Below are 17,400 nucleotides of genomic sequence, written 5' to 3' on the forward strand. Positions count from 1 at the left end.
TATGGTCATACCGGAAAAAAAAGCCACCCTGCTTTGTGTGGATGATACGCCTGCCAATCTGATGCTGCTGACGGAACTCCTGAAGGACAGCTACCGGGTGAAAACCACTCTGAGCGGTGCACAGGCTCTGAAGCTTGTTGCCCAGAGTCCGCCGGATCTCATCCTTCTCGATGTCATGATGCCTGATATGGACGGCCTTGAGGTATGCAGACGGCTCAAGACCGATGCCGCGTTTAAACATATCCCCATCCTGTTTCTCACCGCCAAGACCCAGGTGGAAGATGAGGCGCTGGGGCTGGAGCTTGGGGCTTCGGACTATATTCCCAAACCCATCAGTCCGCCCATTCTGCTGGCCAGGGTGCGCCACCACCTCCAGATCCGGCAGTACAACGAGATGCTGCAAAGCCGGAACCAGTGGCTGGAAGAGGAGGTGGCCCGCCGTGTTGCGGAAGTGGGCCGGATGCAGGAGGCCACCATCCATGTGATTACCACCGTGGCGGAGTTCCGGGATGAGGAAACGGGCAACCACATCCGCCGCACCCAGGAATATATGGGACTCATTGCGGAGAAGATTCGTTTTTTTTCTGAATATCAGGCAGAACTCAGCCCGGAACGTGTGTTGCAGATTGTGAGTTCCGCCCCTCTCCACGATATCGGCAAGGTGGCCATACCGGATCATATCCTTCTCAAGCCGGGACGGCTTAGCCCGGAAGAATTTGAAATCATGAAACAGCATACGGTGCATGGGGATCATATGCTGATCCAGGCCATACGGAATCTGGGAAGTACCGGCGGTTTTCTGGAGATTGCCCGGCAGATCGCCCGTTCCCACCATGAAAAATGGGATGGTTCAGGTTATCCCGACGGCCTTTCCGGAGAAGCCATTCCCCTTGCGGCCCGGATGATGGCCATTGCCGATGTCTATGATGCCCTTCGAAGTGTACGGCCCTACAAGAAGCCCATGGATCATGAAAAAGCCTTCGGGATTTTGCAGGAAGGCAGGGGGAGCCATTTTGATCCAAAGCTTGTGGACGTTTTTCTCGGGGCGGATCAGGAAGTGCAGGAAATCCGTATCCGCTGGGATGACTGAGTGCTGTTTTCTGTTTTCCAAGGAAGGGTTGTTCACCTTGAAAATGATGGAGTGACGGAGATGACCCGAAAAATTCCCTATGCCGTGTCCAATTATGAGGAAATCATAGAGGGCAACTACCATTTTGTGGACAAGACCCGTTTCATTCATGAGCTGGAACTTTATAAGATTCCTGTTTTTTTAAGGCCGAGGCGTTTCGGGAAAAGTCTCTGGTGTTCCCTTCTGGAGTGTTACTACGACATCAACCGCAAAGACCGTTTTGATCTTCTTTTTGGTCATACGGACATTGGCCGCAATCCTTCCGGCCTTCGCAGCAGCATGCTGATTCTGAAGTTCGATTTTTCAAAAATTTCCGTGGGCAGCAGTATTTCTGAAATTGAAGCCGCATTTATGGACGAGTGCCAGAACAGCTTCCGCTTGTTTCTTACCCGCTACCAGTCCTTTCTTACGGGTTTTGAACTCCCGGCTTCAAACAATGCTGCTTCCATGCTTTCACGGATACTTCAGACGCTGATCATCAACAGGGCACCCAAGGTGCATATCCTCATTGATGAGTACGACAATTTCACCAACCAGCTCCTTACAGGCCGTCAGGACAGGCTCTACCATGACCTCACCACGGGAGATTCCTTTCTCCGCTCCTTTTACAAGGTGATCAAGGCCGGGGTGGGGGAGGGCTCCGTGGCCCGGGTTTTTATCACCGGAGTCCTGCCTGTGACCATGGATGATCTTACAAGCGGATTCAATATCGGGCAGATCATTACCCTGAAGGAACATACCCTGAAAAACAAAAAGTTTACCCAGGCTGAGGTGAAAACCTATGTGGACGGGATTTTCAGCGAACACACCTGGCCCTCTTCTCTGAAAGCCAGGGTCATGGAAGATCTGAAAAATTATTACGATGGCTACCGCCTGCTTCCCGGTATATCGGAACCCCTTTACAATTCCACCATCTGCAATTTTTACCTGAATGACCTTGTTATCAGTGATGGCCGCATCCCCGAGGAAACCATGGACGACAACCTGCGGGTCAGTGTGGACTGGCTGAGGCGGCTGGCCGGGGGAGAAAAAGAGGCAAGGGAGCTTCTGGAAAGGCTCATCCTCGAAGGCTCCATCGCGGCAGATCTCACCATGCTGCGCAGCAAATTCAACATGCACCGCTTTTTTTCCCATGAGTTCCTGCCCATCAGCCTCTATTATCTTGGTATGGTGACTTTTCAGGATCATTTTCAGGTGGGCTTTCCCAATCTCAGCACCCGGAGACTCTTTACGGAGTATTTCAACGAGCTTGAAAAAATTGATGTGTCAGGGGGCTATGAAAGCTTCTTCAGAGCCTTCCTGAAGGATGGCGATCTTGCCGGTCTTTTTCAGGGGTACTGGGAGGTCTATGTGGCCCAGATTCCGGCCCAGGCCTTTGACAAGGCCAATGAGAATTTTTTCCGCACCACCTTTTTTGAGCTTTGCGCCCGTCACCTTTCCTTTGTCCTCTCCTTTGCCATCGAGGTGAACCGGCCTTCGGGCAGAAGCGATTTTGAGGCCATTGGCCGCACGGGCTCCCCCTTTGAGGGCAGGGCCTATGTGCTGGAGTTCAAGCATTTCAGCCGTAAAAAAGCCGCTGAACTGGATATCATGGAGCGGCCCCATCCCCGGCCCGAGGAGCTGGAGCAGGTGGGCCGCTATGCAAAAGATCTGAAGAGCCAGTGGCCGGAGCTGACGGTTTTCTCCCATGTGGTCTATACGGTGGCCGGGGCGGGGTTTCGCTTTTTTTCCCTTGAGATGGATGGAAGGCCCGGATCCCATGGGGAAGAGACTCCTCGCGATTCTTTTTGAGATACTTTTATACAGGGGTGGGGAGATATACGCATCGCATTGCTTGTGAGCGCTGAGCGCATGGGGGCATATTGACATGAGAAAAAGAAAGAAAAACCGGGTCAAACCGGTCGGATCATATCCCGTAAAAACGAAAACCGGTATCCCGACGGAATGTCCCGAAAACACGGCGGCCGCGCACTTAAAAACGGAGCAGACTGCGGGGGCTTTTCCCGTCGTGGGCATCGGGGCTTCGGCAGGAGGGCTGGCAGCTTTCGAGGCCTTTTTTTCCGGCATGCCAGCGGATACCGAACCGGGAATGGCCTTCATCCTGGTGCAGCACCTTGCTCCGGATCATAAAAGCATCCTGACCGGCCTGATCGGGCGCTACACGCGTATGCCGGTTTTTGAGGTCGAAGACGGAATGAGGGTTCAGGTCAACTGCGCCTACATTATCCCACCCAATCGTGACATGGCTTTTCTGAATGGTACGCTGCACCTCCTTGAGCCTGCATCCCCGCGTGGCCAGCGTATGCCCATCGATTTTTTTTTCCGGTCGCTGGCACAGGATCAGCGCGAGCGGGCTATCGGCGTGGTTCTCTCGGGTACTGGCAGCGATGGTACCCTGGGCATACGGGCCATCAAGGGCGAGGGGGGGATGGTCATGGCGCAGAACCTCCTCTCCACCGAATACGACGGAATGCCGCGCAGTGCCATTGCCACGGGCCTTGTGGACTATGAGCTGCCGCCGGCCGAGATGGTGGCCCGGCTCATTGCCTATATCACCCACGCCTTCAGCAGGCCATCCCGACCTCCCATTCCGGCCCCAAAAACCGAGAGTGCGATCAAGAAGATTTTCGTCCTGCTGCGCGTTCAGACCGGCCACGATTTTTCCCAGTACAAGCCCTCTACCATCCAGCGACGCATTGAACGGCGTATGGCCGTTCATCAGATTGAAAGCATGGACGCTTACGCCAGGTTTATCCAGCAGACACCCGAGGAGGTGGGGGCCCTGTTTCGCGACATGCTGATCGGGGTCACCAGTTTTTTCCGGGATACGGAAGCCTTCAGCGTTATCGAAGAGCAGGTTATCCCCAGACTCTTTGCCAATAAGTCCGATGCTGCCGCAATCCGGGTCTGGGTGCCGGGCTGTTCCACTGGTGAGGAGGCGTATTCCCTTGCCATGCTGCTGGCCGAGCGCCAGGAGGCATTGAAAAAGGGCTTCAAGATTCAGGTTTTTGCCACCGACATTGACAGCCGTGCCATTGCTGCGGCTCGCGTCGGCATCTATCCGGCTTCCATCGCTGCCGACCTCACGCCGGAGCGGCTGGCTCGGTTTTTTTCGCCCGAACCGGGTGATAATGCTTACCGTGTCCATAAAAACATCCGTGACATGCTGGTCTTTTCGGAGCAGAATGTAATCAAAGATCCTCCCTTTTCCAAGCTGGATATGATCAGTTGCCGCAACCTGCTGATCTATCTGGATGGTGATTTGCAGAAAAAGCTCATCCCGCTGTTTCACTATGCGCTGAAACCGGGAGGGATTCTCTTTCTGGGAACCTCCGAAAGTGTGGGCGAATTTGGCAATCTCTTTGCCACCCTGGATCGCAAGCAGAAGATCTATCAACGCAAGGAAGACCTCATGGGCGTTCAGCGTGCTGGCCTGACGCGGTTCCTGCCGCTCATGATGGGAACCGATACAGGGCATCTGCATGTTGCTGAAAAGACGGTCTGTCCCCGGAAATTGCCGCTGCGTGAGCTGACCGAACAGGCCCTGCTGCAACAGCTTGTTCAGGCCGGGGCTCTGGTCAACGGTCAGGGCGATATCCTTTATCTCCACGGCCGGACCGGCATGTACCTGGAACCCGCCCCCGGAGAGAGCGGATCCAGCAATATCCTGAAAATGGCACGGGAAGGACTGCGGCGTGACCTGACCATGACGCTGTATAAAGTCGTGCAAAGCAGGGAAACCGTGCTGTGTCCGGGCTTGCGGGTGAAAACCAATGGTGACTTCACCACTGTCAATCTGATTGTCCGGCCGGTGACCGCTGCTCTGTCGGGATCTTCCGGGCCGCCGCTGTATCTTGTGATTCTGGAGCAGGTAGAGAAGCCTGTGATGCATGCGCTGGCCGCTGAACCGTCACCGGAAAAATCGGCCAGTGAGGACACCGATTCCTGCATCACGGCGTTGAAGCAGGAGCTGCGGGTCAAGGAGGAATATCTTCAGGCTGCCAACGAAGAACTGGAGACCTCCAACGAAGAGCTCAAGTCGTCCAACGAGGAGATGCAGTCGGTGAATGAGGAACTGCAATCCACCAATGAGGAGCTGGAAACTTCCAAGGAGGAGCTGCAATCGGTCAACGAGGAGCTGTCCACGGTCAACGCCGAGCTGCAGGCCAAGGTGGCTGACCTTTCGCGGGCCAACAACGATATGAACAACCTGCTTGCCGGAACGGGTATCGCCACTGTCTTTGTGGATCACCAGCTGCGCATTCTCCGTTTTACGCCCACCGCCACCCGAATCATCAACCTGATCCAGAGCGATATGGGCCGACCCGTAAGCCACATTGTCTCCAATCTGCCCGGTTACGAAAACCTGATAGCGGATATTCAGGCGGTGCTTGATACCCTGATCCCTAAGGAGCTTGACGTACAGAGTTCTGAGGGCCGCTGGTACACCATGCGCATTCTGCCTTACCGCACCCTGGATAACGTCATTGAGGGTGCGGTACTTACCTTTGTGGATATTACCGAGGCGCGAAGACTGCGGGAGGGGCTGTGGGAAATTGAGCGGAAATATCGAATGCTGCATGCACTGTCGCCGGATGCCCACTGTATTGGTGAAGTCACGAAAGAGGGTCGTGACCTGGGCTTTGTCGATTGTAACCAGGCGGCGTTGGATCTGCTGGGGATGTCCCGGGAGCAGCTGCTGGCTGCCAGCACCTTCAGCCTGTCTCCGGAACAGCAGCCGGACGGTCGTCTTTCACGGGAAAAAGCCGGGGAGATGATCACCCGTTGCCTGTCCAAAGGGAGCCTTCGGTTCGACTGGTTGTATTGTCGGCCGGATGGCACGCCCTTTCCGGTCGAGATCACGATGACCGTTTACCAGGAACAGGGGAAAATTTTTCTGCATTCCGTCTGGCGGGATCTGAGCGGACTGGTTCGCAGGCTACCATCCAGAGGGCAACCTGAAAAAAGCAATTGAGAGGAGAAAAAGCCATGAGCGACAAGCAGCAGAAAAGTTCTGGGCAACCCCACATCAGCACTGCGGCGCTCCGTAAAAGCGCCGAGGAGCAAGTCCGGAACATGGAGCCGACCACCTTGTCCGCTTATGCACCTGAAGAAATCCAGCGGGTGTTTCACGAACTCCAGGTACACCAGATTGAGCTGGAGATGCAGAACGAGGAACTGCGTACGGCTCAGGCCCAGATCGATGCCGGACGGGCGCGCTATTTTGACCTCTATGACCTGGCCCCGGTGAGCTACTGCACCGTCAGTGAAAAGGGATTTATTCTGGAGGCCAACCTCACTATGGCCACCCTGCTGGGTGTGCCCCGCAGCGTGCTGGTGACACAGCCCGTCTCAGGGTTTATCGTTAAAGAAGATCAGGACATCTATTACCTGCACCGGAAACGGATTTTTGAGACGGGAGAATTTCAGGAATGTGACTTGCGGCTGGTCAAGCCGGATGGTGCCTTTATCTGGGCACATTTGACGGGGACTGCCGCTCAAGCGGAAGACGGCAGACCCCTCTGCCGTCTCGTTCTGACGGACATCACCGCACAAAAACAGGCCGAAGAAACAAATGAGAAGCTCCAGGCTCAGTTGAGCCAGGTTCAGAAGATGGAGGCGGTGGGGAGACTTGCCGGCGGGGTGGCCCATGACTTCAACAACATGCTGGGTATCATTTTGGGGCACACAGAACTGGCTCTGGGACGGGTTGTACCCAACGATCCCCTGCATGCCAATCTGGAGGAAATCAGGAAGGCTGCCCAGCGTTCCGCCGATCTTACCCGCCAGCTGCTGGCTTTTGCCCGCAAACAGACCGTGACTCCCAAAGTGCTCGATCTCAATACCAATGTGGAAGGTATGCTGAAAATGCTTCGGCGGCTTGTCGGTGAAGATATCTTTCTGTCCTGGAAACCCGGTCAGGATCTCTGGTCGATAAAAATGGATCCTAGCCAGATCGATCAGATACTGGCAAACCTTTGTGTTAACGCACGGGATGCCATAGCAGGGGGAGGGAAGATTACCTTAGAGACGCATAATGTGGTTTTGAATGATGAGAAAAGTTGTGGCCAGCAGGCGGGTTTCATACCGGGTGACTACGTGAAACTGACCGTGGGTGACGACGGCTGTGGCATGGATGCACAGACGCTCCTGCTCATTTTTGAGCCTTTTTTCACGACCAAGGAAATGGACAAGGGAACCGGGCTGGGGCTGGCAACTGTGCATGGTATTGTCAGGCAGAACCGTGGTTTCATAAGTGTCTGCAGCCATTCGGGCCAGGGAACAACCTTCAGTGTCTACCTGCCCCGGTATGGGGCTGAGCCGGAACTTCCGCAGGAAAAGATCCCGGCTGAGGCCATAGCGTACGGCCATGAAACCATATTGCTTGTGGAAGATGAACCGGCACTGTTGAAAATGACCACAATGATTCTCGAAAATCAGGGATATACCGTACTGGCGGCGATTTCCGCAAATGATGCTATTTGTATGGCCAGGGAGTACTGCAAGCGGATTGACCTGCTCTTGACCGATGTAATCATGCCCGATATGAATGGCTGCGATCTGGCCAAACAGCTTTTATCTGTTTCTCCGGGCATCAAATGCCTGTTCATGTCTGGCTACACGGCCAATATTATCGCACGTCACGGGATACTTGAAGAAAGTCAGCATTTCATCCAGAAACCGTTCTCGTTGAAGGATCTGGGGGTGAAACTGCGTGAAGTCCTGGCAGGCTGACCCCTTTTCAGTGCCCTGTTTTTGAAGCCAGGGAGATTCTTCTAGGCAGAAGCCTGATTATCCCCGCCTGTTTCCGGAACGGAAAAGTGGGCAATATGGTGAGGGGGATCCTGCGGAAGTGATGCCAGATGAGACCTGCATTGCCTTCAGTTCTGGTACGGGTGCAACTTCAGAATGAATGGCGGAAAATATGCCGTGATCCGCTGCCTTGTACGTAGAAAATTGCCTGAAATAGAAATGTGTTATGACAAGCTTTCCCTCTGGGTGGGGGCTGTTTTAGGGTACATTCAATCCCGGAACTGGCCCTAAGCCGTGCAGGAACTTTTTTTGTCGTCAGATATTCAGGAGCTGTCTATGTGCCCAAAAAGAACGACCCGAAAAATTCCCTATGCCGAGTCCAATTATGAGGAAATCATAGAAGGCAACTACCATTATCCGGGTGCATCGCCATGTTTAAAAAGATTTTTTTTGAAATCACCAGTGCCTGCAACCTTTCCTGCCCCTTCTGTCCGCCCCTGAAGCGGGAATCCCGCTTCATCACGGGAACCGATTTTGAGAAGGTATTGCGGGAGGCCGCAGGGCTGACGGAAAGGATGCTGCTCCATGTCCGGGGGGAACCCCTGCTGCACCCGGAGTTTTCAGAGTTTATCCGCATGGGCGAGGCTCTGGGGGTTTCCTTTGAAATCACCACCAACGGTGTGCTGCTGGAAGGCCTGGAGGATGTGCTGCTCCTGCCCTCCCTTGTGCAGGTGAATGTGTCCCTGCACAGCCTTCTGGCCAACAGCCTTGAGAACCAGCCCCGGATTCTTCAGAAAATATGGGACTTTGCCCGGAGGGCGGAAGGGGAAAGGCCGGATCTTTATATCAATTTCCGTTTCTGGGATATGGCCCAAACCGTGGGCACCCCGCAGAACCCTGTCCTGGAGGCCCTGGAAAGGATCTACGGTTTCCATCTGCCCGATGTGAACGTGAAGCGGAAAAAGAGTTTCCGGCTTTCCGGCAGAACCTATCTCCATTTTGATACGGAGTTTCAATGGCCTTCCATGCGGGATCATGTTATCGGTAGCGCGGGTTTCTGCTATGGACTGAAAGATCAGATCGCCATTCTGTCCAACGGCGCTGTGACCCCCTGCTGTCTGGATGCGGAAGGGGAGATCTGCCTCGGCAATGTCTTTCATACCCCCCTTGCCCATATCCTTGACAGTCCGAGAGCCCTTGAAATCAGAAGGAATTTTGAAGCATACCGTCTGTCCGAAGCCCTCTGCCAGCGCTGTGCCTATATCAGGAGATTTTCTCCGAAAACCCTGAAATCCGTGAAGAAACGATAGGATTACCATAGGATTGCGACAGGACTGGACAGGAGAGGTGAAGGACAGATCTCCACAGGAAAACATTGCCTTTCTGTGGAGTTTTGTGGTTAAAAAACAGCCGTTTTAAAATCTCATGCCCTTCAGTGGCATTCCCCTACCTGTTTTTGGCCTGAATGGGCCGGTGAAAGGAAGAAACCATGCGCATGGAACGCTCCCAGGAACTTTTCAGACGTGCCGCAACCCTGATTCCCGGCGGGGTGAACAGCCCGGTCCGGGCCTGCCGCTCCGTGGGGGCAGATCCCCTTTTCATTGAACGGGCACAGGGGGCCTGGCTTTATGATGCGGACGGAAATGCCCTTATTGATTATGTGGGTTCCTGGGGGCCCATGATTCTCGGTCACCGCCATCCTGCGGTGGAAGAGGCCCTGAGGAAGGTCATGGAGCGGGGGGTGAGCTTTGGCGCGCCTGTGGATCTGGAAGTGGCTTTGGCGGAAAAGGTGATCTCCCTTGTGCCTTCCGTGGAGATGATCCGCATGGTGAACTCCGGAACCGAAGCCACCATGAGCGCCCTGCGCCTTGCCAGGGGGTTCACGGGCAGGGATCTTCTCATCAAGTTTGACGGCTGCTACCACGGTCATGGGGACAGCTTTCTCGTGGATGCGGGCTCCGGTGTCGCCACCCTGAACATTCCCGGCAGTCCCGGTGTTCCCGAGGATGTCACCCGCCATACCCTCTCCCTTCCCTATAACGATACGGAAGGTTTCCGCAGGCTTATGGCGGAAAGGGGAGGGCAGGTGGCCGCCGTGATCGTGGAGCCTGTGGCGGGCAACATGGGCTTTGTGCGGCCTGCCGAAGGCTTTCTTGCGGCACTCCGGGAAGAAACTCTCAAACATGGTGCCCTTCTCATCTTTGATGAGGTTATGACGGGGTTCCGTGTGGCTCTGGGTGGTTCTCAGGAGCTGTTCGGCATCCGGCCCGACCTCTCCACCTTCGGAAAAATTATTGGAGGCGGTCTTCCCGTGGGGGCCTATGGTGGCCGCCGGGACATCATGGCCCATGTGGCACCCAGCGGGCCCGTGTATCAGGCGGGCACCCTTTCGGGCAATCCCCTGGCCATGGCCGCAGGCCTTGCCACCCTGGAGGAAGTCTGCAAGCCGGGCTTCTATGAAAGCCTTGAGGCGAAAACTGCAAAACTTGTGGAAGGCCTTGCGGCTGCGGCAGGAGATGCCCATATTCCCGTGTGCTGCGACTTTATCGGCTCCATGTTCGGCCTCTTTTTCACCGAAGGCCCTGTGCGGAATTTCGCCGAAGCCAAGACCTCGGATCTGAAGCGTTTCAACGCCTACTATGCGGGGATGCGGGAAAAGTGCATCTACCTTGCCCCTTCCCAGTTTGAGGCGGGCTTTGTCTCCCGTGCCCATGGCGAGGATGAAATCGAGGTCACCATTCAGGCGGCCCGGACGGTGATGAAAACCCTTCGCTGAGACGGTTTCCGGGATCACGGAACCCTCACCCCAACCCTCTCCCAGAGGGAGAGGGAGCCTTGTGGAAGTCTTTCTCCCCTCTCCCTTTGGGAGAGGGGCCGGGGGTGAGGGCAGAAAGGAATAAACAACCACGATGTCCACCAGGTTGTCACAAAAATAACCGTGCGGAGTATAAACGATTTTCCGGAGGCAGCCTTGCTGATGCTGGACGTAAAAAACAACCGGATTCCTGAGGGAATCCGCCATATCCACCTCATCGCCATCTGTGGCACGGCCATGGGGGCTCTGGCGGCCCTGCTTCAGGAAATGGGTTTTCGGGTAACGGGCTCGGATCAGAATGTCTATCCGCCCATGAGCACCTTTCTGGCCCGGAAGGGCATTGGCGTGGCGTCGGGTTTCCGTCCGGAGCGCATTCTTGAGGACAGGCCGGATCTTGTGGTGGTGGGCAATGCCGTGCGCCGGGACAATCCGGAAGCCCAGGCCCTGGCCGAAAGCGGAATTGCCTTTTGCTCCCTGCCCCAGGCCCTGAACCATTTTCTTGTCGGAAAGAGACGGGCCATCGTCATTGCAGGCACCCACGGCAAGACCACCACCAGCAGCCTTATGGCCTGGGTGCTGGAAAAGGCGGGGCTGTCTCCGGGTTTCATGATCGGCGGCATTGTAAAGGATTTTGACGCCAACTGCCGCATCGGTGAGGGGCCTTACGTGGTGCTGGAAGGGGACGAGTACGACACGGCTTTTTTTGACAAAGGCTCCAAGTTCCTGCATTTTTCTCCCTTCCGGGCCATTCTCACGGGTGTGGAGTTTGACCATGCGGATATCTTTGCCGACCTTGGGGCTGTGGAAAGGGCCTTTGAGGGCTTTCTCCGCCGCCTGCCCGAAGACGGACTTCTGGTTTCCTGCGCGGATTCGCCTTCTGCGGAAAAAATCCTCAAGGAAGCGGGGCTGGATGAAAAAAAGGTGCAGCGATTTGGCCGGGAAGGGGGGATGCAGGGCTGGTCTGTGGGGGAGGTCTCCATTGAAAGTCCTGTGGAGCGCTTTTCCGTTTTCCGTGACGGGGCCTTTTTTCTCCGCATGGAAACCCGCATTCCCGGTGAACACAACCGCATGAACATCCTTTCTGTATGCGCCGTGGCCCACAGTCTGGGGATTTCACCTGAAAAAATCGCCGAAGCGGTGGCGGGTTTCAGCGGGGTGAAGCGCAGGCAGGAGCGGGTGGGGGAGGCAGGCGGGATTGGGGTGATGGATGATTTCGCCCACCATCCCACGGCGGTGAAGGAAACCCTGAAGGCCCTGCGGCCCCATGCCGGAGGCCGACTCATCGCCGTCTTTGAACCGAGAACCAACACCAGCATGCGCCGGGTGTTTCAGAAGGCCTATGCCGAAAGCTTTGACGGGGCGGATCTCATCTGCGTGCGGAAAATCCCCCATCCGGAAAAGGTGGCGGAGGGGGAGCGTTTTTCCTCCGAAGAACTGGGGCAGGATCTGTTGCGCCGGGGATGTGCGGCCCGGGTTTTTGACGATGCGGGGGCCATTGTGGCCTTTCTTTCGGAAACGGCCCTTCCCGGCGATCTCGTCCTTGTCATGTCCAACGGCGGTTTTGAGAACATCCACACCCGTCTGCTGGAAGCCTTTGAATCCAGGGGGCAGGCCCTGAGCGGTATTTCCAATGCCTGAGGGGAATCCCTTCCATATCCATAAAGGAGTTTTTCTGTGACAAGCCCTTCCTATGTCGTGGGTATCGACCTTGGAACCTCCAATACCGTGGTGGCCTATGCGGCCCTTGGGGAAAACCGGGACGAAGCCCCGGATTTTCGTATCTTTGACATTCCCCAGGTGAGCGGCCTTGGCGTGGTGGAAGCTTCAGGGGTGCTGCCCTCCTTTCTCTATCTGCCCGAGGCCAGCGAGGCTTCGGAAATGCGTCTTCCCTGGGAGGACAAGGGGCCTGTGGTGGGGATGTACGCAAGGGACAGAGGCGCTGAGGTACCCGGCAGGCAGATCGCCAGCAGCAAGTCCTGGCTGTGCACGGATCTGGTGGACAGGGAAGGGCCGGTGCTGCCCTGGGAATCCCAGGATGTGGCCCCGGAGCAGCGTTTGTCTCCCCTTGCGGCTTCGGCGGCCATCCTCCGCCATGTGCGTTCTGCCTGGAACCACCATTTCGGCGGGGAGACTCTTCTGGAGGATCAGGAAATCTTTCTCACCGTGCCCGCCTCCTTTGATGCCGTGGCCCGGGAGCTTACCGTGCGGGCCGCCCGTGAGGCGGGGCTTCCCCGTCTTGTGCTGCTGGAAGAACCCCAGGCTGCCTTCTATGCCTGGATTGCCTCCCGGAAAGAGGCCTGGCGGGAAGAGGTGAAGCCCGGAGACAGCCTTCTGGTCTGTGACGTGGGCGGCGGCACCAGCGATTTCTCCCTCATCCGGGTGCAGGACAGGGACGGCAACATGGAACTGGAGCGCATTGCCGTGGGCAGGCATCTGCTTGTGGGCGGAGACAACATGGATCTGGCCCTGGCCTACCATGTGGCCGCAGGCCTTGCCGCAAAAAACCGGGCTCTCGATTCCTGGCAGATGCGGGGCCTGATCCAGCGCTGCCGTCAGGTGAAGGAAAACCTTCTGGCCCATCCGGAAAGGGAAAGCGTCAGTGTGGTCATTGCCGGACGGGGCAGCGGTCTCATCGGCGGCAGCATCAAGGTGGACGTGCGCTACGAGGAGATCCGGAACCTGCTCATGGGAGGCTTTTTTCCGGAATGCGGCGGGGATTCAAGCCCCATGCAGCCTTCGGGTTCGGGCCTCAGTGAATTTGGCCTGGGTTACGAGGCGGACCCTGCCATCACCCGCCATCTTGCCGCCTTTCTTGCCCAGACCCATGCCAGACCCACGGCCGTACTTTTTAACGGCGGTGCCATGAAGCCTTCCATGCTGCGAAGCCGGGTGCGGGACATCATGGCTTCCTGGCAGGGCGGAGAGGCGGTTCGGGAGCTGGTGAACGAGGCCGGAGACCAGGCCGTGGCCTTAGGGGCCGCTTACTACGGCTGGGCCCGCAAAGGGCAGGGCATCCGTATCCGGAGCGGACTCAACCGGAGCTACTACATTGGTGTTGCCGCTTCCATGCCTGCGGTTCCCGGCATTCCCATGCCGAAAAAAGCCCTGTGCATCGCACCCTTCGGCATGGAGGAAGGGACAGAGGCCAGCCTGAAGGAAAAAACCTATATGCTCAGTGTGGGGCTTCCCGTCTCCTTTGAACTTTTGGCCTCCTCCACCCGCAGGGAGGATGGCCTTGGGCAGATGGTGGAGGACTGGCAGGGGGAGATTCAGCCCGTCGCCCGCATCGAGACCCGTCTGGAGGCCGAAGGGGAGAGCCGGATTCCCGTGACCCTGGCCGTAAGGGCCACGGAGGTGGGTACCCTGGAATTTTTCTGTGTTTCCACCAAAGATGAAAAAACCTGGGATCTGGCCTTTCAGGTGCGGGAAGCCAAAACCGCCTGAAGCCGGATCCTGTCCAACGCCGCAACCATGGGGATTTTCCGATGCAGACCAGTCCGTCCGCCTTTGTGGTGGGTATTGACCTTGGCACCACCAATTCCGCTGTCTCCTATGTGGATCTGAGAAGCCCTTCACGGGATATCCGCAGTTTTCCCCTTCCCCAGCTCACGGGTTCCGGTGTTTTTGCGAGAAATGCCGTGCTGCCTTCCTTTCTCTACATTCCCGGTGCCCATGAAATGGATCTGGAAGCCATCCGCCACCCCTGGCCCAAATCCACGGACATGTTCGCAGGCGTTTTTGCGAGGGAATACGGGGGCAAGGTACCCTCAAGGCTGGTGGCTTCGGCCAAAAGCTGGCTCTGCCACGATCAGGTGGACAGGCGGGCTCCCATCCTGCCCTGGGGAGCACCTGCGGAAATCCCGAAGATTTCTCCCATCCGGGCCACGGCCCTTTATCTGGGCCACATCCGCAGCGCCTGGAACGCCCATTATGCCAGCGACGGGGATCTGCACCTCGAACATCAGAAGATCACCATCACCGTCCCCGCCTCCTTTGACGAGGTGGCCAGGGAAATGACCCTGGAAGCGGCCCGTGAGGCAGGGCTTCCCAGGGTGACGCTGCTGGAGGAACCTCTGGCCGCCTTTTATTCCTGGCTTCTGCGCCACGAAAAAAACTGGATGGAGGTGATCCGTCCCGGTGAGCTGGTGCTGGTCTGCGACATGGGCGGGGGAACAACGGACTTTACCCTCATCTCCCTGAAGGAAAGCGAGGACGGCGGCAGTCCCCGCTTTGAACGCCTTGCCGTGGGTGAGCACCTCATCCTTGGTGGCGACAATGTGGATCTGGCCCTGGCCCGGCTTGTGGAAATGAAGCTTGGCAAAAAGGACATCTCCCTTTCCGGGGATCGCTGGAAGATTCTCTGCCATCTCTGTCGGGGGGCCAAGGAGAGGCTTCTTGACGGAGAACGGGAAAGGGAGCGCATCACCCTGGTGGGAGAGGGAAGAAAGCTCATCGGTGACACGGTTTCCGCCTTCCTTGAAAGGGAGGAAGTGGAAAGGGTGGTGCTGGAAGGTTTCTTTCCCGGCCTTTCTCCGGAGGATTTCCGGCGGGAGCCTCCGGTGCTGGGCGGGGTTACGGAATTTGGTCTGCCCTATGCTTCGGATCCGGCCCTTACCCGTCATATGGCGGGCTTTCTCCATGGTCATGGCCCGGAGGTGGAGCGCAGGATGGGCCGGGCCGTGCGGCCCGATCATATCCTTTTTAACGGCGGAGCCTTGAAGCCTCTGGTGATCCGGAACCGTATCCGGGAGGCTGTGGCAGGTCTTTTCTCCCTTGCCGAAGAGGCTCTGCCAAAGGAGCTTGACAATCCCCATCCCGATCTTGCCGTGTCCTTAGGGGCCGCCTATTACGGTCTGGTGAAGGCGGGCATGGGTGTGAAGGTGGGCAGCGGCAGCCCGAGAAGTTACTACATCGGTGTGGCCGTGGGCGAGCGGAAAAAGGCCCTGTGCCTTGTGGAACGCGGTCTGGATGAAGGGAGCAGCATTGAACTTCCCCAGAGCCGTTTTGAGGTGCAGGCCAACCAGCCCGTGCAGTTTGATGTCTATGCCTCAAGTTTTCGCTCCGGGGACCGGGCCGGGGATCTGGTGACTCTGGATGACAGCCTTGCGCCTTTGCCGCCCTTAAAAACCCTGATCCGTTTCGGCAAAAAGGAGGAGGCCCGCAGCATTCCCGTGCATATGGCCGCCTCCTATACGGAAATGGGCACTTTGGCCCTCTGGTGCCGTTCGGAGATTTCGGATCACCGCTGGGAGCTTTCCTTTCAGCTCCGTCAGCAGGCCCTGGCCCTTGTGCCGGAGAATGCGGACATTGTGGATGCGGATCGGGTGGATGCGGCGGTGTGTGCTTCCCTGATGGCCTTTGAGGATACAGGCGGGGTGGACAACCCCGTGCGGGAGATTTCCGCCATTGTGCTTCTGTCCAAAAACCAGTGGCCCCTGGATCTTCTGCGGAAAATTTCCGATGGCCTCCTTTCGGAGCCGGATCTGCGACGGATTTCTCCTGCACACGAGGCCCGGTGGCTGAACCTTTTGGGATTCTGCCTGAGGCCCGGAACGGGGGATGCCTTTGACGAGGAGCGTATCCGCAAACTCTGGCGCATCTACAAGGAAGGCCCGGTTTTCGCCAACAAGGCCCAGAGCCGCAATGAATGGTGGGTTCTCTGGCGCAGGGTGGCCGCAGGTCTCGGGCCGGGACGGCAGCGTCAGATCCTTCAGGATCTCTCCACCCTTCTTTTTCCCAAAGGCAGGGAAAAAAAGACGGGTGTTTCCCAGGAGATGCTGGAAATCTGGGCGGCCCTTGCCAATATGGAGCACCTGAGCACCCAGGATAAAGTCCGTTGCGCCAAAGCCCTTCTTCCCCTCCTGCATCCGCGCAAAAGTCCGGAGCGGCTGTTCTGGGCCTTTTCCAGATTTTGCAGCCGTTCCCTTCTGTACGGGCCTGCGGATCGGGTGATTCCGCCCGATGTGGTCAGTCCCTGGGTGGAAAACCTCCTTGCCATGGACTGGACTGACCCCGAGGCCGAGGCAGCCCTGCTGCTGCCCATGGCCCGCATGACCGGAGACCGGGTACGGGATCTGTCCGCAGATCTGCGCAGAAAAATCCGGGAGGCGCTCGATCCCCTTCTGGATGCTGAAAAACGGGAAACCCTTGCCTGTCTGGAGGCGGTTCTTGCCATGGAAAGACAGGAGGAAAGGGAGATGTTCGGAGAATCCCTGCCACCGGGCCTAAGGCTTCATCCCGAAGGCCGGGAGCCGGGAGAAAGCCTGTGAAACTTCAAGGAAGGGGGGGCATGGCAGGAGCGGGGAGCCTGGGGCTTGTCTGTCTTCTTTTTCTGACGGGCTGCGCCCTTTCCAGACCGGAGGATCCCCATCCCGTTTCAAGCCCCAATCCCCTTCTGGCTCTTTATCAGGGGCCTCTGGATCACCTTCATGCCGTACGCAGTGGCGTTTGTGGCATGTATCCTTCCTGCTCCGGCTATGCGGCTCAGGCCATGGAACGTCAGCCTTTTTTCGAGGCCTGGTTTTCCGTTTTCGACCGCCTGATGCGCTGTGGCCGGGATCTCGAGCATCCCAATATCCGCTGGATCGCTACACCCGAAGGTCCCAAAGTCTGGGATCCTGTTTCCAGAGACTGAAAAGCCCTTTTTTCTCCGCTTTGCGGGGGGGGGCAGATCTAAGAAATTTTAATGAAAAAACCGTCGCAC

General features: G+C 56.9%; 10 protein-coding genes. All 10 read left to right on the forward strand.

Going from position 1 to position 17,400, the window contains the following annotated elements; genetic code table 11:
• Position 1: 1 nt before the first annotated feature.
• On the forward strand, positions 2-1,090 hold the full coding sequence (locus tag BR04_RS00175; RefSeq protein WP_496353956.1) for an HD-GYP domain-containing protein: 1,089 nt from the start codon (positions 2-4) through the stop codon (positions 1,088-1,090).
• Between the two features lie 60 nt (positions 1,091-1,150).
• Positions 1,151-2,920, forward strand: a complete 1,770-nt coding sequence (locus BR04_RS00180; RefSeq protein WP_496353957.1) for an AAA family ATPase — start codon at positions 1,151-1,153, stop codon at positions 2,918-2,920.
• A gap of 76 nt (positions 2,921-2,996) precedes the next feature.
• The gene (locus BR04_RS00185; protein ID WP_496353958.1) at positions 2,997-6,104 is read left to right on the forward strand and encodes a chemotaxis protein CheB; all 3,108 of its coding nucleotides are present in this window, start codon (positions 2,997-2,999) and stop codon (positions 6,102-6,104) included.
• Between the two features lie 14 nt (positions 6,105-6,118).
• Positions 6,119-7,864 (forward strand): hybrid sensor histidine kinase/response regulator, encoded by a 1,746-nt coding sequence (locus tag BR04_RS00190; protein ID WP_496353959.1) that lies wholly within the window; start codon positions 6,119-6,121, stop codon positions 7,862-7,864.
• 449 nt (positions 7,865-8,313) lie between these two features.
• Positions 8,314-9,192 carry a radical SAM/SPASM domain-containing protein gene (locus BR04_RS00195; protein WP_496353960.1) on the forward strand — a complete coding sequence of 293 codons (879 nt, stop codon included), beginning with the start codon at positions 8,314-8,316 and terminating at the stop codon, positions 9,190-9,192.
• A gap of 179 nt (positions 9,193-9,371) precedes the next feature.
• Positions 9,372-10,658, forward strand: coding sequence for a glutamate-1-semialdehyde 2,1-aminomutase (gene hemL / locus BR04_RS00200; protein WP_496353961.1), 1,287 nt, complete (start codon positions 9,372-9,374; stop codon positions 10,656-10,658).
• Positions 10,659-10,859: 201 nt separating this feature from the next.
• Positions 10,860-12,335 carry a UDP-N-acetylmuramate:L-alanyl-gamma-D-glutamyl-meso-diaminopimelate ligase gene (mpl, locus tag BR04_RS00205; protein ID WP_496353962.1) on the forward strand — a complete coding sequence of 492 codons (1,476 nt, stop codon included), beginning with the start codon at positions 10,860-10,862 and terminating at the stop codon, positions 12,333-12,335.
• 36 nt (positions 12,336-12,371) lie between these two features.
• Entirely contained in the window at positions 12,372-14,141 is a 1,770-nt protein-coding gene (locus BR04_RS00210; protein WP_496353963.1) for an Hsp70 family protein, read from the forward strand.
• A gap of 41 nt (positions 14,142-14,182) precedes the next feature.
• Positions 14,183-16,966 carry an Hsp70 family protein gene (locus BR04_RS00215; RefSeq protein ID WP_496353964.1) on the forward strand — a complete coding sequence of 928 codons (2,784 nt, stop codon included), beginning with the start codon at positions 14,183-14,185 and terminating at the stop codon, positions 16,964-16,966.
• 20 nt (positions 16,967-16,986) lie between these two features.
• A complete protein-coding gene (gene yidD, locus BR04_RS00220) occupies positions 16,987-17,331 on the forward strand; it encodes a membrane protein insertion efficiency factor YidD (protein WP_496353965.1) in 345 nt (114 codons plus the stop codon).
• Positions 17,332-17,400: the final 69 nt, after the last annotated feature.

It is taken from the genome of Desulfobotulus sapovorans DSM 2055 (assembly GCF_059569355.1).